Raw genomic sequence first — 24,297 nt, 5'->3', positions numbered from 1 at the left:
CCCGGACCGGGAAGGTTCGGGGACTGTCTGTTATGATATGGATCAGACCAAATCGGTGGGCGCACTGTCTGCGGTGATGTCGGTGTCGGCCGTCAGCCGTCCCAGGGTGCGGCATAGTAAAGCAAAGTCGATGGGTTTGGATACGTGGGCGTTCATTCCGGCAGCGGCCGTGGCGGCAATGTCCTCCGCAAAGGCGTTGGCGGTCACCGCAATGATGGGTACCACCGGGGCGTCAGGGCGGGGCAGGGCGCGGATCTGCCGTGCGGCTTCGCAGCCGTCCAGTTCCGGCATCTGCATGTCCATGAGCACCGCATCGAAAAAGAACGGTTCGCTCTTTTCAAACTGTTCCACCGCCTCTTTTCCGGTCCAGGCATGCACCACCTCCACATCGTGCATCTGCAGCAATTCGGTGGTGATTTCCATGTTGACCTCGTTATCCTCGGCCAACAGGATGCGCCGCCCTTCCAAGCGGTAGGTTTCGGGGGGCGTGGCGGATTCCGGACGGTTCAGGGGCATGGCCGATACCAGGAAGGGCAGAACCAGGGTGAAGGTGGTGCCTTTGCCCTGCTCGCTTTCCACCTGCAGTTCGCCGTTCATCTGACTGACCAAGTTTTTGGTGATGGACATTCCCAGCCCGGTCCCCACGCTTTGCCTGGCGGCAAACCGCATTTCCCGGCTGTACGGCTCAAACAGATGGGGCAAAAAGTCCGCCGACATGCCGATGCCGTTGTCAGCCACCACGATTTTGTACTTGACAAAATCCCCGCCGGCAATCTGGGAAACCTGCAGCCGGACGGTGCCGCCCTCCGGGGTGAACTTGAAGGCGTTGGAAAGCAGATTGTTCAGAATCTGGTTGATGCGTTCCGGGTCACCCAGCAGACGGGTGGCTTCCAGTTCCAGCTTCACGTCCAGCGTTTTGTGCTGGGCCTGGGCCTGAAAACGGAAGGCTTCCAGACAATCGTCCAGGCATTCGCGCAGATCAAAATCCCGGTTGTTCAGCATCACCTTGCCCTGTTCCATCCGGGACATATCCAGAATGTCATTGATCAGGCTCAACAGCTGGCGGCTTGCGTTGTTGATCTTGCGCAAAGAATCTTTCAGCCGGTCCGCATCGCTGTATTGGGCGGCCAGCTCGCTCAGCCCCACAATGGCGTTCAGCGGCGTGCGCATGTCGTGGGACATGCTGCTGAAAAAGGCCTGCTTGGCGGTCTCGTTGCGGTGGGCCAGTTCCAGGGCGTCTTTTAAGATCCGCCGTTCTTCCATCTCCTGCTGTTTTTCCTGCCCGATCTCCCGGAAGCAGATAACCACCTCTTCCGGGGCCAGGGTCTCGTCAAACAGGACCCGCACATTCACCCAGCGATATTCCTCGCCGAACCGTCGCCGGAAATCCCCGCCGAAATCCTGGACTTTGTTCTGGACCAGCCGCCGGATGTTTTCCAGGGAAAAGCTCTTGGCAAATTCGGCGTAGGCTCCGGGTTCGATCACTTCACCCGCGATTTGCATCAGGGCGCTATAATTGCCTTTCGGGGCCAGTTTTTCCTGAACAGGCGCAGGACTCTTGATCATTTCGTAGCAACCCTGGGCAAAGTCTACGCGGTACAGGGCGTAATAGGAGTTGCCCAGCACGTGCACGGTTTCGTCGGCGCGGTCGATGCGGTCGTGGTATTTCTTTTCCCGCCAGACCGTCACGGCCAGCACCACCAGCGAAACCGCCAGAATCAGCCCCAATACGCTGCCGAAAGGCCGCAGATCACCCAGAATATTGCAGTAAGGCACCGTGATGATGGAATACCATCCGTTTTCCATCCGGTTGTAGTACACGCCCCGCTGCTGTCCCTCCAGGTCCAGAATGGTGGCCTCGTAGGAGTCCAGCTCTCCGGCGGTGATCTTTTCCAGCAACATGTTGCAGTATTCCTGCAAGGCATCATCCCCCAGGTTCAGTCCCGTGCGGGAATACAGCAGCGCGCCGGAAGCATCGCACAGGAAAAAGGAGTCGGCATGGGCCAGACTCAAGGAATCTGCCTGAAAATGGAAGTTTTCGGTAAAGATATCAAAGCCGAGGATCACATCGCCGCCGTTGAAGGACTGCACCACCGAAATGGCAGGTTCGCCGGTGATCACATCGGTGTACAGGCCGGTAAAGGCCACCTTGCCGTCGGCTTCCACCGCAGTGCGGTACCATTCCCGCTGGGTGGGGTCATATGCCGGGTCAATGTCGGTGGGGCTGACTCCAGACACCGTCATGATCTCATCGCCCACCAGCAAAAAGGGACTGACCACTCCTTCTCCCAAAACGCCGGTCACCCGGTCAAAATACATCTGGGCCGAATCACACAGGGATTCCATGGAATACCCCTGGTTCAAACGGTCCTGCAAAAAGGCGGTGCCGTAGCTGAGCAGCGTCTGGTACACGGTCAGATTGCTGCGGGCTTCCTCGGCGTAGCCGCGGGCCAGGGCATTACCGGTTTCCTGGGCATTTTTCAAAAGGGAACGGCGGATCATCAGCACCCCGAAAACGGCCAGACAGACCAAAACCGCAAACGCCAGCAAACTCAGGCGCATGGCAACCAGCACACGGCGCAAACTGCCGTACTTCTTGGCCCTGTTCTTTTTCATGGTAGGCAACCTTTCTTTACTGTCTGCCAGAATATCCCTTGGACAAGACGACTGTGTATTTTTTAACAGGCTTTCTGTCCCTATTATAGTGCATGGAACGGTGCGGGGCAAGAGAACAAAATTCATGGTCGGATTTTGCAGCCGATGATGCCGAAAATGCACAGGATTCTTGACACATCTGTACAAGACAAGGTATGATATAAAATAACAATTTGCAGCGGTGCCGTTGTTCCTTGTCCAAAACCGGAATACGGCAGCGCGCCGCGGAAACCGGCTTTGCCGAAATCACGCCGCGGCAGGGGGAAGGATGTTAGGTAATACTATATGGAAGCCATGGAATTGTTTACCCGGCAATATGGCCTGAAAGATGAACAACTGCTGGAAACCCTGTGCGGGGCGGCCGAAGTGCGGCATATTCCCCGGGGGACGGTGTTTTTGGAGAAAGGCAAACTCCCCACCGAGCTATTCCTGCTGCTCAGCGGCGTGGCGCGGGGTTATTTTGTGGACAGGGAAGGGGTAGAGCATACCGATTGTTTCTGCTTCCGGTGCGGCACACCCACCATGCCGCCCAATCCCTTTGACGAACCGTCGCCGGAGAGCATCGTCGCGGTGACCGACTGCGACTTTGTGGTTTTGCCTTTGCAGAAAACCATGGAGATGGTACGTCAGTATTCCGAACTGACCGAACTGTACGCCCGGCTGCTGATGGAAGCCATGCGCATGCACAACCACACCCGGCATGTGATCTGCAATCTGCCCGCGCGGCAGCGGTTCGAGTGGTTTTTGGAAGAGTATCCCGGTCTGGTGTTCGACGTGAACAACCGCCATGTGGCCAGCTTCCTGAACATGACGCCGGAAACCCTCAGCCGTATGAAAAGCGCGCTGCGAAAAGAGCGAAATGCCGGTTGGCGGGAAGTGTGACCGGCTCCGTAAAATATACAACGGCACGACCCTGTCTGGGGCCGTGCCGTTTTTCTGCAGGGACGGCGTTTCTTTTTGGGCCGGCCCATGCTATAATACAGGCAGATTTTGCTTTTTGCCGCCGGAAGGAGGAACGTCCCGTGCCGAAAATGAGTTTCCGCCGTCTGGCGTCGCTGGCTTTGGCGGCGGGGCTGTTGACCGGATGCGTGCCTGCCCCCACGGCGGAATCGACCGCCGCACCCACCCCGTCTCCTGCCTTCCAAACACCCCGGCCGGAAGAAATTTCCCTGTCCCAAATGACGCTGCGGCAAAAGGTGGGGCAGTTGTTTCTGGTGCGGCCGGACGCCCTGGACCCGGCCATTGACCAGGAAACCATGGACGACGCCGACGCGGCGGGGGTGACCGCCGTGTCGGACGCCATGGAAACCTTTCTGGAAGAGTACCCGGTGGGTGGGGTGGTGCTCTTCGGCAAAAATATCCAAAGTGAGACCCAGCTGCAAAACCTGGTGAATCAATTGCAGCAGACGTCGGCAGTGCCCATGCTCATCGGTGTGGATGAAGAAGGGGGCGCCGTGGCCCGGCTGGCCAACAGCCCCGGCTTTGACCTGCCCCGGTACGAAAGCGCCGCTGCCGTGGGGGCGTTGGGGCCGGATGCCGTCCGGGACATGTCGGTGCAGATCGGCCGTTACCTGTCCGGGTACGGCATCAGCCTGGACTTTGCCCCGGTGGCGGATGTGAACACCAACCCGGATAATCCCGTTATCGGCACGCGGGCCTTTTCCACCGACCCGCAGACCGCCGCCGATTGTGTGACAGCGGCGGTGGAGGGTTTTGCCCAGACCGGGGTGCTGTGCTGCCTCAAACATTTCCCCGGTCATGGGAATACTGCCCAGGACAGCCACGACGAAGCTGTGTATACCGAGAAAACGCTGGATGAACTCCGCGCCTGTGAATTCCTGCCCTTTGCGGCAGGCATCCGGGCCGGTGCGCCCCTGGTCATGGTGGGACATATCACCACACCCAACGCCGTGACGGGGGAGGACGCGGCCCTGCCCGCCACCTTCTCCCACACCATGATCACCGATGTACTGCGCGGGGAACTGGGCTTTACGGGGGTGGTGGTGACCGATTCTTTGTCCATGGGAGCCGTCACCCGGCAGTACACCCCCGGCGAAGCCGCCGTGGGGGCACTGCAGGCGGGGGCGGATCTGCTGCTGATGCCCGCCGGTCTGACCCAGGCCTATGAAGCGGTGCTGGAGGAGGTGGAGGATGGACGACTGAGTGAAGCCAGAATTGATGAGAGCGTGACGCGCATTCTGGCGCTGAAACAACAGGCGGGGCTGTTGCCGTAATTGCCCCGAACAGGAGGAACCCGGATGGAAAAACAGAATGTGACCGCCAAACCGGCCCAGAATACCCTGGCCGGAACCGGTGTGGAGCGGGCCCGCTGCTGGCAGGTGCGGGACTGCGGCGGAAAACCGGCGGCCAAACCCTTGTATGCGGTGGACGGTTGGTTTTTCACCCAACGGCTTTCGGGCATTCAGCGCTATGCCACCGAGGTGCTGGCGGAACTGGACAAGATTGCCCCGCCCGGTGCCCTGGAGGTGGTCATCCCGGAAGGTGCGCCACAGCCGGTGTATGAGAACCTGAAGGTTGTGGTGTACGGCAAGCAGAACGGGTTGTGGGAACAGCGGGACTTTCCCCGGTACCTGAAAAAGGCGGGGCGCCGCTGGCTGTGCATGTGCAATGTGATTCCGCTGCATGCCTATGGCAGCGCAGGAATTGCGGTGTGGCACGATGTGTGTTACCGCGCCCGTCCGGACTTTTACCGGGACCCCCGTGGCCGGGCATCGGCTGCCTGGCACCGGCTGCAATACCGGGCCATGGCCCGGCAGGCCTGCGGCATCGTGACGGTGTCGGAATTCTCCAAGAGTGAGATCGTCAAATATTATAAGGTGGACCCGGGGCGCATTACGGTCATCGGCAACGCCTGGCAGCACATGCAGCGGATCCAGGCTGACCCGGAGGTATTTGCGGGCAAGGGCAAGTGGCCGGCGCTGCATAAGGGACAGTACTACTTCTCCATGGCCAACCTGCTCAAGAACAAAAATTTCCCCTGGGTGCTGCGGGCAGCCAAAAACGCCCCCCGGGAGATTTTTGCCATTGCGGGGGGCGGCAGCCTGCAAAGCCAGGCCGAGGAACTGGGCCTGGCCAACCTGCCTAACGTTGTCTACCTGGGCTATGTCACCGATGGGGAGGCCAAAACCCTGATGGCCAACTGCAAGGCTTTTCTGTTCCCCACCCTGTATGAAGGCTTTGGCATTCCTCCCCTGGAAGCGGTGGCCTGCGGGGCCCCCCGGGTGCTGGTCAGCGACACTCCCTGCATGCGGGAAATCTACGGCCCCTGCGCGGGATATATTGATCTGGCGGTGAACCACGGGGATGTGAACCGCATCACCCCGCCCGCCGCCGCCCCCGCGGAACTGCTGGCCAAATATTCCTGGGCCGAAAGTGCCCGCCGCCTGGCAGGCCTGCTCTTCTGAAACAGATACAAAAACCGCCCGGCTTTCCGTGTGCATGGTGCACGGCGAAGCCGGGCGGTTTCTGTTGGTCTTATTTGCGGTCCATGCTGCGGTACTGCAGCGCCTCCATCAGTTCGGCGGGACCGATGAGTTCCTTCCCGTTCAGGTCAGCCACCGTGCGTGCCACCCGCAGAATGCGGTCGTAGGCCCGGGCACTGTAGCCCATCCGCTCAAAGGCGGTGCGCAGCATGGTCTCGGCGGCGGGCGCCATGGGGCAGAATTTTCGCAGCAATCCGCTGGGCAGCTGGGCGTTGCAGGCAACCGAAAGCCCGGCATAGCGCTGCTGCTGGACCTGCCGGGCGGCCGTCACCCGCGCCAGGATGGCAGCGCTGGGCTCTCCGCCGGTTTCAGAGGCCAGAGAGTCGTATTCCACCGGTCGGACCTCCACGTGCAGGTCAATGCGGTCCAGCAGCGGACCGGAGATGCGCTGGCGATACCGCTGGATGGCGCTGGGGGTGCAGGTGCATTCATGACCGGGACAGCCGTGATAGCCGCATTTGCAGGGGTTCATGGCCGCCACCAGCATGAACCGGCAGGGATAGGTGGCACTGGAATGGACCCGGCTCACCGTGATCTTACCGTCTTCCAGGGGCTGGCGCAGCACTTCCAGCGTATCCCGGGAAAATTCCGGCAGTTCATCCAGGAACAGCACCCCGTTGTGGGCCAGACTCACCTCGCCCGGCCGGGCGCTGCTGCCGCCGCCCGCAATGGCGGTGGCGCTCACGCTGTGGTGGGGGCTGCGGAAAGGCCGCGCTTTCAAAAGTCCCTGCCCGGCGCGCACCAGTCCCGCCACCGAGTAGATGGCGGTGGTTTCCAGGGCTTCCTCGTGGGTCATGGGGGGCAGAATGCCGGGCATCCGCTTGGCCAGCATGCTCTTGCCGGTACCCGGCGGGCCCACCATCAGCACGTTGTGCCCGCCGGCAGCGGCCACTTCCAGGGCCCGGCGGGCTTCGGCCTGCCCGCGCACATCCGCAAAGTCGGGGCCCATCCAGCCGCCTTCGGCGTCATAGCCGTCCGGTTGGGCGGGGGAGAGAGGGGCTGTGCCGCACAGGTGTTCCGCCACTTCCCGGGCGGTGCGGGCCGGGTATACGGTCAGCCCCTGGGCCACGGCGGCTTCGGCGGCATTTTCCGCGGGCACGAACAGTTCGGTGATGTCGGCTTTCTGCGCCGCCAGGGACATGGGCAGCACACCGGGAATGGGCCGCAGGGTGCCGTCCAGCCCCAGCTCGCCCAAAAAAGCCTGGTGGGGCGCCGGGGTGGGCAGCTGCCCCTGGGCGGTCAGGATCCCCAGGAACACCGGCAGATCATACAGGGAGCCGGTCTTGCGCACGTCGGCCGGGGCCAGATTTACCGTGATATGACTGGCAGGCCAGGGATACCGCAGGTTCTTCACCGCGCTGCGCACCCGCTCGCTGCATTCCTTGACGGCGGAATCCGGCAGTCCCACCAGGGCAAAGGCGGGCAGACCGCCGGAAATATCCGTCTCCACCGTAACCGGGTACCCGTTGAGCCCCGTCACCCCCAGACTGCTGATCTGCGCAAACATACCGTGCCTCCGTCTTTGTTCATTTCGCTTATCAGTATACCGTTTTATGTTGCTCCGGGCAAGCAAAAAGTCCAAAAAAGCCGAAAGGCGGGGCAAAAAATCGTTGATTCCGCCAAGATTCGATTGACAAGACCCTTTGTGGTTGGTATATTTATGATAGTTAAGCCAAACTACCCAAAAGATACCTTTGGAAGAAAAGCGCAGGTGTTCAAAATGTATAAAGAAATGTTTGACCGCTGGCTGGCCTTCGACCTCGATGACGCCGACCTGAAACCCGAGCTGGAAAGCGTCAAAGACGACGACGCTGCCATCCAGGACCGTTTTGCCGTAGCTCTTAAGTTCGGCACGGCGGGCCTGCGCGGCGTGATCGGCGCCGGTACCAACCGGATGAATGTCTACGTGGTCCGGCAGGCTACCCAGGGCCTGGCCAACTGGGTCAAGACCCAGGGCGGCACCCAGACCGTGGCCATCAGCTACGACAGCCGTATCAAGAGCGATGTGTTCGCCAAAGCCGCGGCTGAAGTCCTGGCTGCCAACGGCATCCATGTACGTATTTACAAAGCCCTGATGCCGGTTCCGGCGCTGAGCTTTGCCACCCGTTACTATAAGTGCAACGCGGGCATCATGGTCACTGCCTCCCACAATCCGGCCAAGTACAACGGCTACAAGGCCTATGGTCCGGACGGCTGCCAGATGACCGACGAGGCTGCCGACATCGTGTATGCCGAAATCCAGAAGACCGACATCCTCACCGGTGCCAAGACCATGCCTTTTGCCGAAGGTCTGGAAAAGGGCCTGATCGAGTATGTGGGGGATGACTGCATCCGCGCTTTGTACGATGCCATCGAAGCCCGCTCCATCCGTCCCGGCATCTGCAAGACCGCCGGCCTGAAGCTGGTGTACAGCCCGCTGAACGGCTCCGGCCTGGTCCCTGTCACCACCGTTCTGGATGAGATCGGCATCAAGGATATCACCATCGTGCCCGAGCAGAAGGACCCGGACGGCAACTTCCCCACCTGCCCCTATCCCAACCCCGAAATCTTCGAGGCGCTGCGCCTGGGCCTGGAACTGGCCGAAAAGTCCGGCGCCGACCTGATGCTGGCCACCGACCCAGACGCCGACCGTGTGGGCATTGCCGTCAAGTGCAAGGACGGCAGCTATGAGCTGCTTTCCGGCAACGAGGTGGGCGTGCTGCTGCTGGATTACATCTGCGCCGGCCGCATCGAGCAGGGCACCATGCCCAAAGACCCCGTCATGTGCAAGTCCATCGTGTCCACCCCGCTGGCGGACGCTGTGGCCGCCCATTACGGTGTGGAATGCCGCAACGTTCTCACCGGCTTCAAGTGGATCGGCGACCAGATCGCCAAGCTGGAAGCCGCCGGTCAGGTTGACCGCTTCATCTTCGGCTTTGAGGAAAGCTACGGCTACCTCGCCGGCCCCTATGTCCGCGACAAGGACGCCATCATCGGTTCCATGCTGATTTGCGAGATGGCTGCCTACTACCGCGCCAAGGGCTCTTCCATCAAGGAAGAACTGGAGCGCATCTACGCCCAGTACGGCCGCTACCTGAACAAGGTGGACAGCTTCGAATTCCCGGGCCTGTCCGGTATGGACAAGATGGCCGGCATTATGGAAGGCCTGCGCAAGAATCCTCCCAAGGAATTTGCCGGCGACAAGGTGGTCAAGGTCACCGACTACGAGAAGCCCGAAGAGACCGGTCTGCCCGCCGCCAATGTGCTGATCTACAAGCTGGAAAGCGGCGCCACCGTGGTGGTCCGTCCCTCCGGCACCGAACCCAAGATCAAGACCTACTTCACCACCCTCGGCAAGGACCTGGCCGAAGCCCAGGCCCAGAAAGACAAACTGGCCGAGGCCATCAAGCCCATTCTGGCCTGATTCTGTTTCCGAATAAGGGGCTGCCCCTGAAGGGGCGGCCCCTTTTGCTGTGTTCCGCTGCGGCACCCTCTTTTCAAATTTGACAAAACTGTATATAATAAAAAGAGCTGCCATACAGCGGAAAGGAGCGCTCCCCATGCCCGGAGATCTTCATACACATACCACCTTTTCCGATGGTTCCACCCCGGTGGCCAAGCTGCCCTTTTTGGCCAGATGCGCCGGCATGACCCATCTGGCTGTGTCCGACCATGACGCCATCCGCAGCGTGCGCTATGCTTACGCCAATCCGGTGGTGGAAGGGGTTCATCTGATTCCGGCCACCGAGCTCACCGCCTACGACTATGAGCGGGGACATCGTGTGCACATTCTCTGCTTCTGGCCGGACGACTGCGCAGCCCTGGAGGAGTTCTCCAAACTCATGTCCGAGCGCCGGTACAACGCCGTCATGCAGAGCTGCCGGGAACTGGAGGAAATCTGCCCCCAGTTCAAGACCGCGGAAGCCCTGGAGTTCGCCAAGGACAGCGGTACGCTGTACAAGGCCCATGTCATGCGGGTGCTGTGGCAGTACGGCCTTTCGGACGGCATGTACAATTCGGTGTACCGGTCCCTGTTCGGCCTGCGCCCGGTGCGGGGCAAAATCCTGCACAATCCCAAGTACGAGACGGTGGACACGGTGCTGGACCTGATCAAGACCTGCCGGGGTGTGGCGGTGCTGGCCCATCCCAGCGTGTACAAGAGCATGCCTCTGGCCCGGGAACTCATCGCGGCCGGACGACTGGACGGGGTGGAGATCGACCATCCCCGCAACACCCCCGAGGACAAGGAGGAGCTGACCCGCCTGGCGAAGGAAAACGACCTGATCGTCACCGGCGGCACCGACTTCCACGGTATGAACGCCAACAACCCGCGCCCTGTGGGCGCCTTTTATACCACGGACGAGCAGATCGCCCGCATCGAAGCCGTCGCCCGCGCCCGCAAGCGCTGAGCGGCTACAAACAAAGGAGAGAAGAACCATGATTTACGAACGCAAGAATCAGGGCACCTGCTCGGTGCTGACCCGTGTTGACCTGGCCGACGACCACACCATCCGCAAGGTGGAAGTCATGGGCGGCTGCAACGGCAACCTGAAGGGCATCTGCCAGCTGCTGGCCGGCATGAAGGCCGAGGACGCCATCCAGCGCATGAAGGGCACCACCTGCGGTCCCCGGCCCACCAGCTGCCCGGACCAGATCTCCCGCGCCCTGGAAGAAGCCCTGACCCACCTGGGCTGATGTCTGCCCATTCTGACAACGAAGCAAAGGAGCCTGCCATGGACTGCTTCCATTATCCGTTGGATACCGAACAGCTGCTGCGCAAAAAGCGCCGCATCCGCCGGGAACTGCTGGCCCAGAACCCGCACCCCCTGCACAAGAAGATTGCCATTCTGGGCGGGTCCACCACCAACGAAGTGGCGGACCAGCTGGGACTGTTTCTTCTGAATTACGGCATCGAGGCCGAGTTCTATCAATCCGAATACGGCCAGTACTGGCAGGACGCCATGTTCGGCACCCCCGAACTGGATGAGTTCAAGCCGGATGTGATCTACATCCACACCAACTGGCGCAATGTCGAGCACTTTCCCACCACCGCCGATACCCCGGCCCAGGTGGACGAGCTGCTGGAAGCCGAGTATACCCGGTTCGAAACCATGTGGAAGGCCTTGGCACAGAAGTTCGGCTGCCCCGTCATCCAGAACAACTTTGACCGTCCCAACTATCGCCTGATGGGCAACCGGGACGTGTGGGACGTGCGGGGGCGTACCAACTTCCTCTCCCGCCTGAACCAGAAGTTCTACGCCTATGCCTGTGCCCATGAGGATTTCTACATCAACGACCTGGACTACCTGGCATCGGATTACGGTCTGACCGCCTGGGGAGATGCCTTCTTCTGGCACATGTACAAGTACGCCATGTGCCTGGATGCCATCCCGTCTTTGGCCAACAGCCTGGCCAACATCATCAAATCTCTGTACGGCCGCAACAAGAAAGCCCTGGTCCTGGACCTGGACAACACCCTGTGGGGCGGCGTTGTGGGGGACGATGGGGTGGACGGCATCGCCGTGGGCCCCGAAGTGCCCGAAGGCCAGGTCTATGCCGAGTTCCAGAGCTACTGCAAGGCGCTGAAGTCCATCGGCGTGGTGCTGGCGGTAGATTCCAAGAACGACGAGGAGAACGCCCTGGCGGGTCTCAACCACCCCGATGGGGTGCTGCGTCCCGATGACTTTGTGGCCATCAAGGCGAACTGGGACCCCAAGGACCAGAACCTGAAAGCCATTGCCGACGAGCTCAACCTGGGGGCGGACAGCTTTGTTTTTGCCGACGACAACCCGGCGGAACGGGCCATCGTGGCGGCCCAGGTGCCCGGGGTGGAAACGCCGGTGCTGGATGGCGCTGAAAACTATATTAAGACCCTGGACCATGGCGGCTATTTTGAGGTCACCACCCTGTCGGGGGAGGACCTGAAAAAGACCGAACTCTACCATGCCAACGCCCAGCGTCGCCGCGCCCAGGCTGCCTTTGCGGATTACGGGGCTTACCTGGACAGCCTGGAGATGACCGCCACCATCCGGGGCTTTGAGCCGCTGTACATCCAGCGTATCGCCCAGCTGACCAACAAGTCTAACCAGTTCAACCTGACCACCCTGCGCTGCTCGGAGGACGACATCCGCGGTATGGCCGAAAATCCGGCCTGGCTGTGCCTGTACGGCAAGCTGGTGGACAAGTTCGGCGATAACGGTGTGGTCACCGTGGTCGCCGGTCAGTCGGAAGGGGAGACCCTGCACCTGCGCCTGTGGCTCATGAGCTGCCGCGTACTCAAGCGCGGCATGGAGGATGCCATGATGGACGCCGTGGTGGCGGATGCCGCCGCCCGGGGGCTCAAGACCATCCGGGGGTACTATTATCCCACAGCCAAGAACGGCATGGTCAAGGAGTTCTATGCGGGGATGGGCTTTGCCAAGGTGGACGAGGACGCCGACGGCAATACCACCTGGGAACTGTCGGTGGAAGGGTATAGCCCCCGTCATCCCCACATGCAGATTCAGCGCTGATCAAATAAGATGTACCCACCGGCCTGCGGAATGTTTCCGCAGGCCGGTTTTTGCTTTCCGCGTCCGGTACAAAAATGCCGGGAAAAGCCCCCGGAAAGCCGTTTTTGGGGAGAAAAATCCACTTTTTTCAAAGATTTTTTTCAAATGACGAATTATCGACAAACTTTTTTTGAAAAAACACTTGCATTTCTCTTGTTCCTTTGCTATAATAAACAAGCACCTGACAGGTGAGCGCAAACAAAACGGCGCAACTGAATAGATGGGAGCTTTCCCGAGTGGCCAATGGGGACAGACTGTAAATCTGCTGCGTAATGCTTCGGTGGTTCGAATCCACCAGCTCCCACCAAAAACCCGAACGCTTAAGCGTTCGGGTTTTTTTTGTTTCTGCAAATCCAAAGGGGGATGGATATGGCGCTGGTGTTTGAGGGGATTCTCCACATATCGCCGGAGCGGCTATACGTCAGTCAGCTATATGTGAATGAAGCAAAGCTTCTGTCGGTTCGGTCCTGGCTCACATCCGACAACCTGGAGCGATGTGAGCCACTTCCGGTACATGATTTTGGAGATGGAAACCTGACCTTGACGGATGGGCACACGCGGGCACTGGCACTGCTGCAGCAAGGATTGTCTTGTCCTGTACGATATGATAATGACGAGGAGGTCGTGGGTGTGTCCGGCTTGAAAGCCTATCGTATGGCAATTGGATGGTGTCGGGACGCGGGCGTGTATACAGTGGGGGATCTTTGCGGGCGCGTCTTGTCAGAGGTTCAGTACGAAAAGCTCTGGGTGGAACGATGCCGGAAGGCGTTTTCCTCTATGGGCTAAAAGGTACAGGCAAACAAAAAAACGGCTCCGGCGGATGTTTCCGTCTGGAGCCGTTTTTGGTTGCTCAGTAGGTAATGATAATCCCCTGTTCCTGGGCATAGAAGCTGCACAGGCCGCTGCAGGGCACTACCTGCACCGGGGCTTCAGGCCACTTGGCATGGATGCCGTGGACCAGCAGGGAGGCGGCGTTGTCGTTGAAGCAGTGGCTGATCAGGATGGGGCGGCTGCCGTCGTATCCGTCGTGATCCATCTGCTCCAGAATGCGGGCCAGTACCCGGGGCTCACCGCGGGTCTTGAAGAAGAAGTCGATCTTGCCGTCGGCAGTGCGCTTGCCCAGCACCCGCATGTTCAGGCGTCCGGCAATAAAGCCGACTACCTTGGAAACGCGGCCATTCTTGGCCAGGTTGTCAAAGCTGGCCAGAGCAAACAGAATGTGCCCTTCGTTGTTAAACTCGGTCAGTGCCCGGCAGATTTCCTCAAAACCGGCACCTTCGCCGATCATCCGGTTGGCCAGGGCGGCCGCCGAAGCCAAGGCTCCGGCGCAGCTCAAGGTGTCCAGAATGAAGATCTTCTTTTCGGGGTGTTCTTCCAGCACCATCTCCCGGGCGGCCACAGCTGCGTTGTAGCTACCCGAAAGGTTGCTGCTGATGGTCATGGCAATGACCTGATCCCCCTGCAAAAACCGTTCGGCCCATTCCTCGGGGCTGGGGCAGGCGGAGGAGGACGCCCCGTTATAGTCGGTCATCGCCTGAATCATCTGGGGGACATTCAGGGTGGGCAGGTCCACATATTCCCGTTCGCCGATGCGGATCTTGAACGGGACCAGCGCAAACTGAACCCCGGGCGAAAGCGGCGTCAGTTCCCGGATGTCACAAGAAGTGTCGGATACGATCATCCATGCCATGGCAAAACCTCCCGGCACCGGTGCAGAACACAGGCGCACTCCAAGTATTGGTATCTTACTCTTTATTATACGGGGGCACGGCAGAACCGTCAAGCATGCACAGCAACGTGGCTTTTTGTAAAAGCTGCGGGACAGGGGTATAAACCCTTGCGCATCCGGGGAAAAAAGAGGTATAATAGCCTCATGTATCTGTTATGCCGCACGCAAGGGCGTGCACAATCGCAGGAGACTTCCTTATTATGGCCGATTACTATTATTATAGAAGAAAAATCGAAAGCCAGCGCCGCCGCCGCAAAGCGGTGATTGCGCTGCTGATCGTTCTTGTGCTGCTGTGTGCGGCGGCCGGATATTTCTGGTTCCGGAGCCGGCAGCCAGAAGTGCCCGCCACTTCCCCCGAAACTGCCACACCGGAAGCTGCGGCTTTGTCGGTTACGCAGGCGCCTGCCACCCAGCCGCCCGCCACGGCGGAAACGGCCACCGGAGAATCCGCGGTACCTTATGCGCCCCAGCGTCTGCTTCCCGCGGTGGAAAATGCCGCGTGGGATACCAGCCAGCCGGTGGCGCAGACCATTGATTTCGACTATCTGAACACCGACGCCCGCATGGTGGCTTTGCCTCAGTCCGGGCGGGTGACGCGGGAACATTTTAATACCGCCACCTTCCTGGGGGACAGCATCACCGAAGGCATGGCCATCTACGCCACCGGCTTTACCAATGCCCAGGTGCGTGGATACCGCAGCTCCGGTCCCCAGATCATCGTGAACAACACGGTGGTGCATGACTATGCCCGCAATGTGGACGAGGCCGCCCTGGACTCGGTGGTGACCTCCCAGCCGGATTTCCTGTATGTGCTGTTCGGCACGAATGCCCTGACCACCCAGGGCAACGAGGATTCCTTCATTGCCTACTATGACCGGATGATCGAGATTCTGCAGCAGAATCTGCCCGGCGTGGCCATCTATATCCAAGCTATCCCCGGTGTGCAGGAAACGGTGGTTCAGAGCAAACCCGGCCTGGACAATGCCCGCATCCAGACCATCAACAATATGCTGGCCAACATTGCCCTGACCCGTGGGTGTTATTTCGTCAATATTCAGGAAGCCCTGACCTACCCGGACGGCAGCCAGATTGATGACTACCAGACCGCCGACGGTATCCACATGGGACCTGCCGGGTACGCGGCCTGGACCGAGTATCTGCAGACCCACACCGCCTGGGACCGCCGTAACCAGTACGAAGGTACCAGCCCTTACTATATTCTCGGTTCCTGATGATTCTGAGCGCTTATAGCGTACTTTTTTAGCAAAAAGTACGCTATAAGCGCTTTTTTCGTGCAGCCGCTCCATTCATCGACAGCAAAAATGACTATTTTGCACAAATCGACAAGAGACCTTGACAAAATTTTAGCGGTTTATTACAGAAAAGTCTTGAAATTCGCGTTTGAAACAGGTAATATAGAATCAATAGAAACCACACCAAACGGTGAATCTGTCAAAATGGATTCATACACGCATGGTTTTGTAAGGGGAGATCAAATTGAAACAGCAAGAAAAGGTGCCAAAACCTTCCGACCTGCCGATTTATCTGTTCCGGCAGGGAAATAATATGGAAGCATATCGCTACTTCGGTGCACACCTTTGCGAGCAGGACGGACAGGCGGGCGTTGTGTTCCGGCTGTGGGCCCCGCATGCAAAGGCTGTTTCTGTGGTGGGCGATTTTAACGACTGGATGCCCACGGCACACCCGATGAAAAAGGTGGACGACGGAATCTGGGAACTTTTCATTCCCGGCATCAAGCAGTTTGATGTGTACAAGTTCTGCGTGACCACACCTTCGGACGAGCTGATTTACAAGGCGGACCCGTATGCCTTCCATGCCGAAACTCGCCCTTCCAACGGTAGCAAGGTCTATGACATCGGCGGCTTTACCTGGAGCGACTCCGCCTGGGAGGAAGAACAGAAGAAGCGCGATGTGATCAACGGGCCGATGCTCATTTATGAGCTGCATGCCGGCAGCTGGAAGATGAAAGCGGACGGCGTCCCTTACAACTACTCCGAGTTGGCGGACGAGCTGATTCCGTACATACAGGATATGGGCTACACCCATGTGGAACTGCTGCCCATCACCGAATATCCCTTTGACGGCAGCTGGGGCTATCAGGTCACCGGATACTTTGCCCCCACCAGCCGATACGGCTCGCCCCACGATTTCATGGCGTTCGTGAACAAGATGCACAACGCCGGCATCGGCGTGATTCTGGACTGGGTTCCCGCCCATTTCCCCAAGGATGCCTACGGCCTGTACATGTTTGACGGCGCCCCCTGCTATGAGGACCCCAACCCTCGCCGCGGGGAACACAAGGAATGGGGCACCATGGTCTTCAACTACGGCATGCCGGAAGTGCAGAGCTTCCTGATTTCCAGCGCTTTGTTCTGGATTGAACAGTACCATGTGGACGGCCTGCGCGTGGATGCCGTGGCCAGCATGCTGTATCTGGATTACAACCGTCGGGACGGCGAGTGGGAACAGAACGTCAACGGCGGCAAGGAAAACCTGGAAGCCATCGCTTTCCTGCAAAAGTGCAACAGCACCGTGCTGGGCCGTTACCCCCACAAGATGATGATTGCCGAGGAATCCACCGCATGGCCGCTGGTCACCAAGCCGGCGGCGGACGGCGGCCTGGGCTTCAACTTCAAGTGGAACATGGGCTGGATGAACGACATGCTCAGCTACATGAAGACCGATCCGTTGTTCCGTGCGGGCAACCACGGCAAGGTTACCTTCAGCTTCTTCTACGCTTTCAGCGAAAACTTTGTCCTTCCCATCAGCCATGATGAGGTGGTGCACGGCAAGTGCAGCCTGATCAACAAGATGCCGGGAGATTACGAACAGAAGTTTGCCAACCTGCGCACCTTCTACGGTTATATGGCCGCCCATCCCGGCAAGAAGCTGTTGTTCATGGGCCAGGAGTTCGGCCAGTTCATCGAATGGGACGAAAAGAAACCGCTGGACTGGATGCTGCTGGGCTATGACAAACATCATCAGCTGCAAAGCTATGTGCGCGATCTGAACAAGTTCTACCGCGAGACCCCCGCCATGTGGCAGGTGGATTACAGCTGGGAAGGCTTCCAGTGGATCGTGCCCGACGACAACCAGCAGAGCGTGATTGCCTTCCTGCGGCGGGATGCCCAGGGCAAGATGGTGCTGATTGTCTGCAACTTCAACCCCGTTCTGCGGGAAGGGTATGCCATGGGCGTGCCAAACCCCGGCAGCTATAAAGAGGTGCTCAATTCCGACGACGCCAAGTACGGCGGCTCGGGCGTGACCAACGGCACGGTGCGCAGCAAGAAAGGCGCCATGCATGGTTTTGAACAGCACATCACCCTGACTCTGCCGCCGCTGTCCACTCTGTATTTCAGTGTGCCTGCGCCGCGCAAGAAGGCTGTGAAAAAGACGGACGCCGAACCGGCCAAGGCAACCAAGACTTCCAAGGCAGAAAAACAGGCAAAACCCACGGCGCGCAAGACCACCTCGGCCACCCGTGCGCGCAAACCCAAGTCCAAACCGTCTGAAAAGATGGAAGGAAATATTTGATCCAATGCAAATACCACATTTAAGGGGAGAAACATTATGGCAAAAGAAATGATCGCAATGATCCTGGCCGGCGGACAAGGCTCACGCCTTTATGCGCTGACCCAGAAGCTGGCCAAGCCGGCGGTACCCTTTGGCGGAAAGTACCGCATCATCGACTTCCCGCTTTCCAACTGCGTCAACTCCGACATTGATACTGTGGGTATCCTGACCCAGTATCAGCCGCTGGTTCTGAACGAGTACATCGGCAACGGTCAGCCCTGGGACCTGGACCGCCTGCATGGCGGTGTGCACGTCCTGCCCCCGTATCAGCAGGCCAGCGGGTCCGACTGGTACAAGGGTACGGCCAACGCAATCTATCAGAATATTTCCTTCATCGATCGGTATGATCCGCAGTATGTCATCATCCTGTCCGGCGACCAGATCTGCAAACAGGATTACAGCGACTTCCTGCGTTTCCACAAGGAAAAGAATGCCGAATTCAGCGTGGCCGTCATGGAAGTGCCATGGAGCGAAGCATCCCGCTTCGGTCTGATGGTCACCGATAACGACGACCGCATCAGCGAATTCCAGGAAAAGCCGAAAGAGCCCAAGTCCAACCTGGCTTCCATGGGCATCTACATCTTTAACTGGGATGTGCTCAAGGCCTACCTGATCGCCGACGAAGCCGATCCCAACTCTGAAAACGACTTCGGCAAGAACGTCATTCCCGCTCTGCTGCGGGACGGCCGTCGCATGTATGCTTACCGTTTCAGCGGCTACTGGAAGGACGTGGGCACCATTTCTTCTCTGTGGCAGGCCAACATGGAAGTGCTGGATCCCTCTCACTCCGGCATCAACCTGTTTGACGAAAACTGGAAGATCTACTCCCGCAACTCCGGCCGTCCGTGCCAGCAGATCGGAACGGATGCCGACATTGAAAACTCCATGGTTACCGAAGGCTGCAAGGTCAACGGCACTGTCAAGAACTCCATCCTCTTCCCGGGCGTTGTGGTCGAAAAGGGCGCAACGGTGGAAGCCGCTGTGGTCATGGGTGGTACGGTCATCAAGGCTGGCGCCACCGTGGCACACTGCATCGTGGCCGAAAACTGCACCATCGAGGAAGGTGCTACCGTGGGCAAGATGCCCGAAAGCGGCCTGAACATTGCCGAACCCGGCGATGTGGCCACTTTGGGCGCCGGCGTCAAGATCGGCAAGGGCGCAACGGTGGGTCCCAAGGCAATGGTCTCCAATGATGTAAAGGATGGTGAGGAACAATGGTAAGCAGCAACGCAAATGCTCTGGGCGTCATTTTCGCCAACTCGTATGATAACCTTGTCCCCGAACTGGTGGCGGAGCGCACAATGGCCTCCATCCCGTTTGCGGGTCGTTACCGCATGATCGACTTCACGCTGTCCAACATGGCCAATTCCGGCGTGGACAATGTTTCCATCATCGTGCGCAAGAACTACCACTCCCTGATGGACCATCTGGGCGCCGGCCGTGAATGGGACCTGACCCGCAAGCGCGGCGGTCTGAACATCATTCCGCCTTTTGCGGAGCGCAGCGTCAAGCTGTATTCCGGTCGTGTGGATGCCCTGGCCAGCGTTCTGACCTGGCTGGCTGCGCAGAAAGAGCGCTATGTCATCCTGTCCGACTCCCACATTGCCATGAACTTCAACTTCAACAAGCTGCTGGAAGCTCATGTCAACAGCGGCGCCGATGTGACCATGGTCTATAACCGGGCCGAAATTCCCGATGGCGCCCGCAATGATAACTACACCATCCGCATGGATGCCAACGGCCGTGTGACCGAGCTGCTGTCCAATGACTATCGTCCCGGCATGCAGAACCTGTCCATGAACCTGTATGTCATCGAGCGCGAAAGCCTGATCCAGCTGGTTCGAGACGCCGCTGTCCGCGGCCTGGTGTACTTCGAGCGCGACATTCTGGCCCGCAACCTCAGCCTGCTGAACGTTCAGGCTTATGAGTTCACCGGCTATGCCGCCCGTCTGGCGGATATGAAGAGCTACTTCGATGAGAATATGCGGCTGCTGCAGCCGGGTAACGTCGACCAGCTGTTCGATCCCGCCAACCCCATCTACACCAAGATTCGTGACGATAACCCCACCCGGTACATCAGCGGCAGCAAGGTCAAGAACAGCCTGCTGGCCGACGGCTGTGTCATCGAAGGCGAGGTTGAAAACAGCGTGCTGTTCCGTGGCTGCGTTGTCAAGAAGGGCGCCGTGGTCAAGAACAGCGTGCTGATGCAGGATACCATTGTGGAAGAAAACTGCTCGGTTGAGTATGTCGTGACCGACAAGAACGTTCATATCACCACCGGCAAGCAGCTGTGCGGCACCGATTCGTTCCCGGTGTTCGTTGCCAAGAACCACACGGTTTGATCGCTCAAAAAGGCGGGCCGCCACATCTCCCCGGCAGCCGCGCCTGATTGAGAGGGCGGGGGAGTCTCCCGCCCTTTCTTTTATCTCTTCGCGCCTAGCGCGTATTATAACCCGAAAGGAGGCTACCCACCATGAAAATTTTGTATGCTGCCAGCGAGGCGGCCCCGTTTGCCAAGTCCGGCGGCCTGGCCGATGTGGCCGGCGCTCTGCCCAAGGCTCTCGTTCAGGATGGCATCGACTGTCGTGTGGTAATGCCGCTGTATAACGACCTGAAGTACAAGGATACCCTGACCTACATCACCAACTTCAGTGTTCCGGTGGGCTGGCGCAGCCAGTACTGCGGCCTGTTCAAGGCGGAATACGACGGAGTGACCTTCTACTTCATCGACAACGAATATTACTTCAAGCGCAGTGGCCTGTATGGCTTCTATGATGACGGCGAACGTTTCGCCTTCTTCTCCCGCGCCATTCTGGAAATGCTGTTCTACACCGATTTTGAGCCCGACATCATCAACTGCAACGACTGGCAGACCGCGCTGACTCCGGTGTATCTGAACCTGTATTACCGCCACCTGGATAAGTTCAACCGCATCAAGACGGTGTTCACCATCCATAACATTGCCTACCAGGGCAAGTATGGTCTGGACATTCTGGAAGACACCTGCGGTATCGGCAACCGGGATGCCCATGTGGTGGAATACGACGGCTGTGCCAACTTCATGAAAGGCGCCATCGAAACCGCCGACAAGGTCACCACCGTCAGCCCCACCTATGCCCAGGAAATTCTGGATCCCTGGTTCAGCCACGGCCTGGATGGCCTGCTGCGTCAGAAACAGTACAAGCTGTGCGGCATCCTGAACGGCATCGATGTGGATGTGTTCAACCCTGCCACCGATCCGGACATCGTGAAGAACTACGATGTGGATACCTTCCAGGAAGGCAAAGCTGCCTGCAAGGCTGCTCTGCAGGATGAGATGGGACTGAACAAGGACGGCAGCCCGGTCATGGCCATGGTCACCCGCCTGGTGGGCCATAAGGGCGTTGATCTGGTCCGCTCCATCGCCGAAGGCCTGCTGCAGCAGGGGATTGAACTGGTGATTCTCGGCTCCGGTGAGGCTCAGTACGAAAACTTCTTCAATGAGCTGTGCGCCCGTCATCCGGGGCGTGTGGGCGTGTACATCGGCTTCAACGCCAAGCTTGCCCAGCGCATCTATTCCGGTGCCGATATCTTCCTGATGCCTTCCCGCTCGGAACCCTGCGGCCTGGCCCAGATGGTTTCCTGCCGCTACGGCACCATTCCCGTGGTCCGCGAGACCGGTGGCCTGCGCGACTCCATCCACGATTCCGGGGACGGGTACGGCAACGGCTTTACCTTCGCCAACTACAACGCCCATGAATTGTATGAAGCTTGCTGGCGTGCCAAGGAGGGCTACTGGCAGAAGGATGGCTGGCCGATTCTGGTCCGCCGCGCCATGGAGTGCGACTTCAGCTGGTCCAACTCTGCCAAGAGCTACGAAGGACTGTACAACGAAGTTGTCAACCTCTGGTAAGTCAAATTTGATAGCCTGAAAAATTTCCCGCCGGTTTTTCCGGCGGGAAATTTTTTGTCCCCACCATTTCAACACATTTTGCAAACAAAACCGATACAAATGGCGCGTATTCTTGATATATAAGATCACATGGACTACAATGGTGCTTGAAGGATGTGGATGGAATGTCAACAAAAACCAAAAAGCCGCATACAGGTCTGGCATTTGTGGGAATGGTAGCGGTCGCGGCGGCGCTGGCTTTTTGTGCGAAGGAATGGCTGCCTCTGGCACGGACGGACCGGGCCGTTGAGGAAGCAGAATCGGTGGCGGAAAGTGTGCTTTCGGAGCTGCCGGCCGCTTCGGCAACCGAACCCGCTGATGTGGCGCAAAGTGAAATTACAGCCACGCCGGAACCCACCGCGGCAGCCGCTTTTGCGGGGTGGGACACCGCTTCCCTGGATGCCTTCTGTGCACAGCAGCCCAGCGGCTTTTCGGTATATGCCCAGGATCTGGAAACAGGGGACATTTATACATACAATGCGGAAACCGAGTACTATCCCGCCAGCACTCTGAAGGCGGCCTATGCCTTGTGGCTGTGTGAACAGGCGGAGCAGGGACTGCTGGATATGGAAGGGGACGTGTACAATTCCTTCGCTTTCGGCACGCTGGAAGGCACCAAGCTGGATGCGTACGACGGTGTTTCCATGATACCGGCCTGGGATGCCATGTACGCCATGATCACGGTAAGCGACAACAATGCCATGGATATGCTGGTATCCACCTGGCCCGCCAACCAGGAAACCGGCTTCTGCGACTTTCTGGCCGAACTGGGGTTTCACGCACCCTATTCCTGCTCTATGACCCTGGACGGCGGCATCGACGGCATTATGAATGTGTCCGACGCCGGGCTGCTCATGCAGGCGCTGTACGAGTATTTCGAGACCGAGACAAGCACCTCTCTCCAACTGATGGATTGCTTCCTGGATGCGGAGCACACGGCGCTGTATGTGCCCGACGGGGTGGAGGCGGCCAAAAAGTATGGCAGCTGGGACTACGCCTTCCACGATTTTGCCATCGTGTATGCAGAGAGCCCTTACATCCTTTGCTGCATGACCGACCAGGGAGATCAGAATGTGGATTTTCCTCCGCAGGTGGTGTCTGCCATGCAGCAGCTGGGACAGCTGGTCTATCAACAGGAATCCGCCTGATTGCCCCGGCGCAACACCTTTCCTATTATAATAAGGAAAGCCCCGATGCCAAACGGCATCGGGGCTTTTTGCGGTATGTTTATTCGGCCTGCAGATGGTTGCTGACCCATTTGATCAGCATATCCAGGGCCACTTCGTTGCGGCCGCCTTCCGGCACAATCAGATCGGCCTTGCGTTTGCTGGGCTCCACAAACTGTTCGTGCATGGGCTTGACGGTGGTCAGATATTGTTTGACCACGCTGTCCAACGTGCGCCCGCGATACTTCACGTCGCGCACAATCCGCCGCAGAATCCGAACGTCGGCATCGGTGTCCACAAATACTTTCAGGTCCATCATACTGCACAGCTCGGCGGAATCAAAGATCAGGATTCCCTCCACGATGATCACCGGAGCAGGGGATACGGTCACGGTTTTGTCGCTGCGGTTGTGGATGGAGTAGTTGTACACCGGCACCTGCACCGTTTCACCGCGCCGCAGCGCCCGCAGATGCTCGATGAGCAGCTCGGTGTCAAAGGAATCCGGGTGGTCGTAGTTGAGCTTGCAGCGCTCCTCGTAAGGCAGCTCGTCATGGCGCTTGTAGTAGCTGTCGTGGTTGATGACGCTCACTTCATGCTCGCCGAAATGTTCCCGCAGACGGGCGGTCAAGGTGCTTTTCCCGCTGCCGGTACCGCCGGCAATACCGATGATGGTGGTTTTCATTCCCAACGTCCCCTTTGGTTTATACGGTGAAGGTGATCTGCCGCCCGGTGGGCTGGTATGCCCGGAAGCTGACCCCCGCCATGCGCAGCAGCTTACGGCTGGCAATGCTCATATCCGCATCGTGGTATTTGTCCGAAAGATACACGATCTCTTTGATGCCGCTCTGGATGATGCTCTTGGCACATTCGTTGCAGGGAAAGAGGGTCACATACACCCGGGCCCCGCGCAGATCACTGTGCGCCGAATTCAGGATGGCGTTCAATTCGGCATGGCAGACATACATATATTTGGTCTCCAGCGGCGGACCTTCCCGTTCCCAAGGCATGTCATCGTCGTTGCAGCCAATGGGCATGCCGTTATAGCCCAGGGAAAGAATTTTGTTCTCCGGGCTGACGATGCACGCCCCCACCTGGCTGCTGTTGTCTTTGCTGCGCATGGCGGACAACAGGGCGATGCCCATGAAATATTCGTCCCAACTGATATAGTCGGTGCGTTTCATCGTTCCAC

The 24,297-nt window shown here is 58.6% G+C and carries 20 protein-coding genes and 1 tRNA gene; 16 read left to right on the top strand and 5 right to left on the bottom strand.

Going from position 1 to position 24,297, the window contains the following annotated elements; all coding sequences use genetic code 11:
• Positions 1-42: 42 nt before the first annotated feature.
• Positions 43-2,616, bottom strand: coding sequence for a hybrid sensor histidine kinase/response regulator (locus tag H6B15_RS02325; protein ID WP_204645641.1), 2,574 nt, complete (start codon positions 2,614-2,616; stop codon positions 43-45).
• Positions 2,617-2,940: 324 nt separating this feature from the next.
• On the opposite strand from H6B15_RS02325, the gene H6B15_RS02320 reads away from it, so the two are divergent.
• The 3 genes from H6B15_RS02320 (at position 2,941) to H6B15_RS02310 (ending at position 6,080) form a co-directional block, all read left to right on the top strand.
• Positions 2,941-3,537 carry a Crp/Fnr family transcriptional regulator gene (locus tag H6B15_RS02320; protein WP_204645639.1) on the top strand — a complete coding sequence of 199 codons (597 nt, stop codon included), beginning with the start codon at positions 2,941-2,943 and terminating at the stop codon, positions 3,535-3,537.
• A 149-nt stretch (positions 3,538-3,686) separates the two neighbouring features.
• The gene (locus H6B15_RS02315; protein ID WP_243424238.1) at positions 3,687-4,889 is read left to right on the top strand and encodes a glycoside hydrolase family 3 protein; all 1,203 of its coding nucleotides are present in this window, start codon (positions 3,687-3,689) and stop codon (positions 4,887-4,889) included.
• Between the two features lie 24 nt (positions 4,890-4,913).
• On the top strand, positions 4,914-6,080 hold the full coding sequence (locus tag H6B15_RS02310; RefSeq protein ID WP_204645635.1) for a glycosyltransferase family 4 protein: 1,167 nt from the start codon (positions 4,914-4,916) through the stop codon (positions 6,078-6,080).
• A gap of 70 nt (positions 6,081-6,150) precedes the next feature.
• On the opposite strand, the gene H6B15_RS02305 is transcribed toward H6B15_RS02310, so the two are convergent.
• On the bottom strand, positions 6,151-7,731 hold the full coding sequence (locus tag H6B15_RS02305) for a YifB family Mg chelatase-like AAA ATPase (RefSeq protein WP_275950952.1): 1,581 nt from the start codon (positions 7,729-7,731) through the stop codon (positions 6,151-6,153).
• A 147-nt stretch (positions 7,732-7,878) separates the two neighbouring features.
• On the opposite strand from H6B15_RS02305, the gene H6B15_RS02300 reads away from it, so the two are divergent.
• The 6 genes from H6B15_RS02300 to H6B15_RS02275 all read left to right on the top strand — a co-directional run bounded on the left by H6B15_RS02300 (position 7,879) and on the right by H6B15_RS02275 (position 13,474).
• Complete coding sequence (locus tag H6B15_RS02300) at positions 7,879-9,561, top strand: phospho-sugar mutase (RefSeq protein WP_204645631.1); 1,683 nt, start codon at positions 7,879-7,881, stop codon at positions 9,559-9,561.
• Between the two features lie 136 nt (positions 9,562-9,697).
• On the top strand, positions 9,698-10,546 hold the full coding sequence (locus H6B15_RS02295; protein WP_204645629.1) for a PHP domain-containing protein: 849 nt from the start codon (positions 9,698-9,700) through the stop codon (positions 10,544-10,546).
• A 28-nt stretch (positions 10,547-10,574) separates the two neighbouring features.
• Entirely contained in the window at positions 10,575-10,832 is a 258-nt protein-coding gene (locus H6B15_RS02290; RefSeq protein ID WP_204645627.1) for a TIGR03905 family TSCPD domain-containing protein, read from the top strand.
• A complete protein-coding gene (locus tag H6B15_RS02285; RefSeq protein ID WP_243424235.1) occupies positions 10,832-12,649 on the top strand; it encodes an HAD-IIIC family phosphatase in 1,818 nt (605 codons plus the stop codon). The genes H6B15_RS02290 and H6B15_RS02285 overlap by 1 nt, the downstream gene beginning before the upstream one ends.
• 261 nt (positions 12,650-12,910) lie before the next feature.
• Positions 12,911-12,995: transfer RNA gene (locus tag H6B15_RS02280), tRNA-Tyr, on the top strand.
• A 62-nt stretch (positions 12,996-13,057) separates the two neighbouring features.
• Complete coding sequence (locus tag H6B15_RS02275) at positions 13,058-13,474, top strand: hypothetical protein (protein WP_204645625.1); 417 nt, start codon at positions 13,058-13,060, stop codon at positions 13,472-13,474.
• A gap of 64 nt (positions 13,475-13,538) precedes the next feature.
• Here the strand turns inward: H6B15_RS02275 and H6B15_RS02270 are convergent, their stop codons facing one another.
• Positions 13,539-14,378, bottom strand: coding sequence for a DegV family protein (locus H6B15_RS02270; protein ID WP_204645623.1), 840 nt, complete (start codon positions 14,376-14,378; stop codon positions 13,539-13,541).
• Between the two features lie 239 nt (positions 14,379-14,617).
• On the opposite strand from H6B15_RS02270, the gene H6B15_RS02265 reads away from it, so the two are divergent.
• The 7 genes from H6B15_RS02265 (at position 14,618) to H6B15_RS02235 (ending at position 23,090) form a co-directional block, all read left to right on the top strand.
• Positions 14,618-15,649, top strand: a complete 1,032-nt coding sequence (locus H6B15_RS02265; protein ID WP_204645621.1) for a GDSL-type esterase/lipase family protein — start codon at positions 14,618-14,620, stop codon at positions 15,647-15,649.
• A gap of 60 nt (positions 15,650-15,709) precedes the next feature.
• A complete protein-coding gene (locus H6B15_RS02260) occupies positions 15,710-15,982 on the top strand; it encodes a hypothetical protein (protein ID WP_204645620.1) in 273 nt (90 codons plus the stop codon).
• A gap of 1 nt (position 15,983) precedes the next feature.
• Positions 15,984-17,972: a 1,4-alpha-glucan branching protein GlgB gene (glgB, locus tag H6B15_RS02255; RefSeq protein WP_243424234.1), complete on the top strand. Its 1,989-nt coding sequence runs from the start codon at positions 15,984-15,986 to the stop codon at positions 17,970-17,972.
• A gap of 36 nt (positions 17,973-18,008) precedes the next feature.
• Positions 18,009-19,232: a glucose-1-phosphate adenylyltransferase gene (locus H6B15_RS02250; RefSeq protein ID WP_204645616.1), complete on the top strand. Its 1,224-nt coding sequence runs from the start codon at positions 18,009-18,011 to the stop codon at positions 19,230-19,232.
• Complete coding sequence (gene glgD, locus H6B15_RS02245; protein ID WP_204645614.1) at positions 19,226-20,353, top strand: glucose-1-phosphate adenylyltransferase subunit GlgD; 1,128 nt, start codon at positions 19,226-19,228, stop codon at positions 20,351-20,353. Before H6B15_RS02250 ends, glgD begins: the two co-directional genes overlap by 7 nt.
• A gap of 131 nt (positions 20,354-20,484) precedes the next feature.
• Complete coding sequence (gene glgA / locus H6B15_RS02240) at positions 20,485-21,903, top strand: glycogen synthase GlgA (RefSeq protein WP_204645612.1); 1,419 nt, start codon at positions 20,485-20,487, stop codon at positions 21,901-21,903.
• Positions 21,904-22,115: 212 nt separating this feature from the next.
• On the top strand, positions 22,116-23,090 hold the full coding sequence (locus H6B15_RS02235) for a serine hydrolase (protein WP_204645610.1): 975 nt from the start codon (positions 22,116-22,118) through the stop codon (positions 23,088-23,090).
• 79 nt (positions 23,091-23,169) lie between these two features.
• Here H6B15_RS02235 and udk read toward each other — a convergent pair whose 3' ends face one another.
• Positions 23,170-23,790 (bottom strand): uridine kinase, encoded by a 621-nt coding sequence (gene udk, locus H6B15_RS02230; protein WP_204645608.1) that lies wholly within the window; start codon positions 23,788-23,790, stop codon positions 23,170-23,172.
• 19 nt (positions 23,791-23,809) lie between these two features.
• Positions 23,810-24,289 (bottom strand): deoxycytidylate deaminase, encoded by a 480-nt coding sequence (locus H6B15_RS02225; RefSeq protein ID WP_204645606.1) that lies wholly within the window; start codon positions 24,287-24,289, stop codon positions 23,810-23,812.
• Positions 24,290-24,297: the final 8 nt, after the last annotated feature.

This window comes from Gemmiger formicilis (genome assembly GCF_016900095.1).
In the GTDB taxonomy this organism is placed as follows: Bacteria; Bacillota; Clostridia; order Oscillospirales; family Ruminococcaceae; genus Gemmiger; species Gemmiger formicilis_A.
Note: the sequence above shows the minus strand (reverse complement) of the source record. Positions and strands in the feature narration are given on the sequence as shown.

Coding starts and splice junctions, on each gene's coding strand:
- H6B15_RS02310 (WP_204645635.1), top strand. CDS start 4,914: ATGGAAAAACAGAATGTGACCGCCAAACCGGCCCAGAATACCCTGGCC.
- H6B15_RS02270 (WP_204645623.1), bottom strand. CDS start 14,378: ATGGCATGGATGATCGTATCCGACACTTCTTGTGACATCCGGGAACTG.
- udk (WP_204645608.1), bottom strand. CDS start 23,790: ATGAAAACCACCATCATCGGTATTGCCGGCGGTACCGGCAGCGGGAAA.
- glgB (WP_243424234.1), top strand. CDS start 15,984: ATGGAAGCATATCGCTACTTCGGTGCACACCTTTGCGAGCAGGACGGA.
- H6B15_RS02295 (WP_204645629.1), top strand. CDS start 9,698: ATGCCCGGAGATCTTCATACACATACCACCTTTTCCGATGGTTCCACC.
- H6B15_RS02320 (WP_204645639.1), top strand. CDS start 2,941: ATGGAAGCCATGGAATTGTTTACCCGGCAATATGGCCTGAAAGATGAA.
- H6B15_RS02325 (WP_204645641.1), bottom strand. CDS start 2,616: ATGAAAAAGAACAGGGCCAAGAAGTACGGCAGTTTGCGCCGTGTGCTG.
- H6B15_RS02315 (WP_243424238.1), top strand. CDS start 3,687: ATGAGTTTCCGCCGTCTGGCGTCGCTGGCTTTGGCGGCGGGGCTGTTG.
- H6B15_RS02225 (WP_204645606.1), bottom strand. CDS start 24,289: ATGAAACGCACCGACTATATCAGTTGGGACGAATATTTCATGGGCATC.
- glgA (WP_204645612.1), top strand. CDS start 20,485: ATGAAAATTTTGTATGCTGCCAGCGAGGCGGCCCCGTTTGCCAAGTCC.
- H6B15_RS02285 (WP_243424235.1), top strand. CDS start 10,832: ATGTCTGCCCATTCTGACAACGAAGCAAAGGAGCCTGCCATGGACTGC.
- H6B15_RS02250 (WP_204645616.1), top strand. CDS start 18,009: ATGGCAAAAGAAATGATCGCAATGATCCTGGCCGGCGGACAAGGCTCA.
- H6B15_RS02275 (WP_204645625.1), top strand. CDS start 13,058: ATGGCGCTGGTGTTTGAGGGGATTCTCCACATATCGCCGGAGCGGCTA.
- H6B15_RS02290 (WP_204645627.1), top strand. CDS start 10,575: ATGATTTACGAACGCAAGAATCAGGGCACCTGCTCGGTGCTGACCCGT.
- glgD (WP_204645614.1), top strand. CDS start 19,226: ATGGTAAGCAGCAACGCAAATGCTCTGGGCGTCATTTTCGCCAACTCG.
- H6B15_RS02300 (WP_204645631.1), top strand. CDS start 7,879: ATGTATAAAGAAATGTTTGACCGCTGGCTGGCCTTCGACCTCGATGAC.
- H6B15_RS02235 (WP_204645610.1), top strand. CDS start 22,116: ATGGTAGCGGTCGCGGCGGCGCTGGCTTTTTGTGCGAAGGAATGGCTG.
- H6B15_RS02265 (WP_204645621.1), top strand. CDS start 14,618: ATGGCCGATTACTATTATTATAGAAGAAAAATCGAAAGCCAGCGCCGC.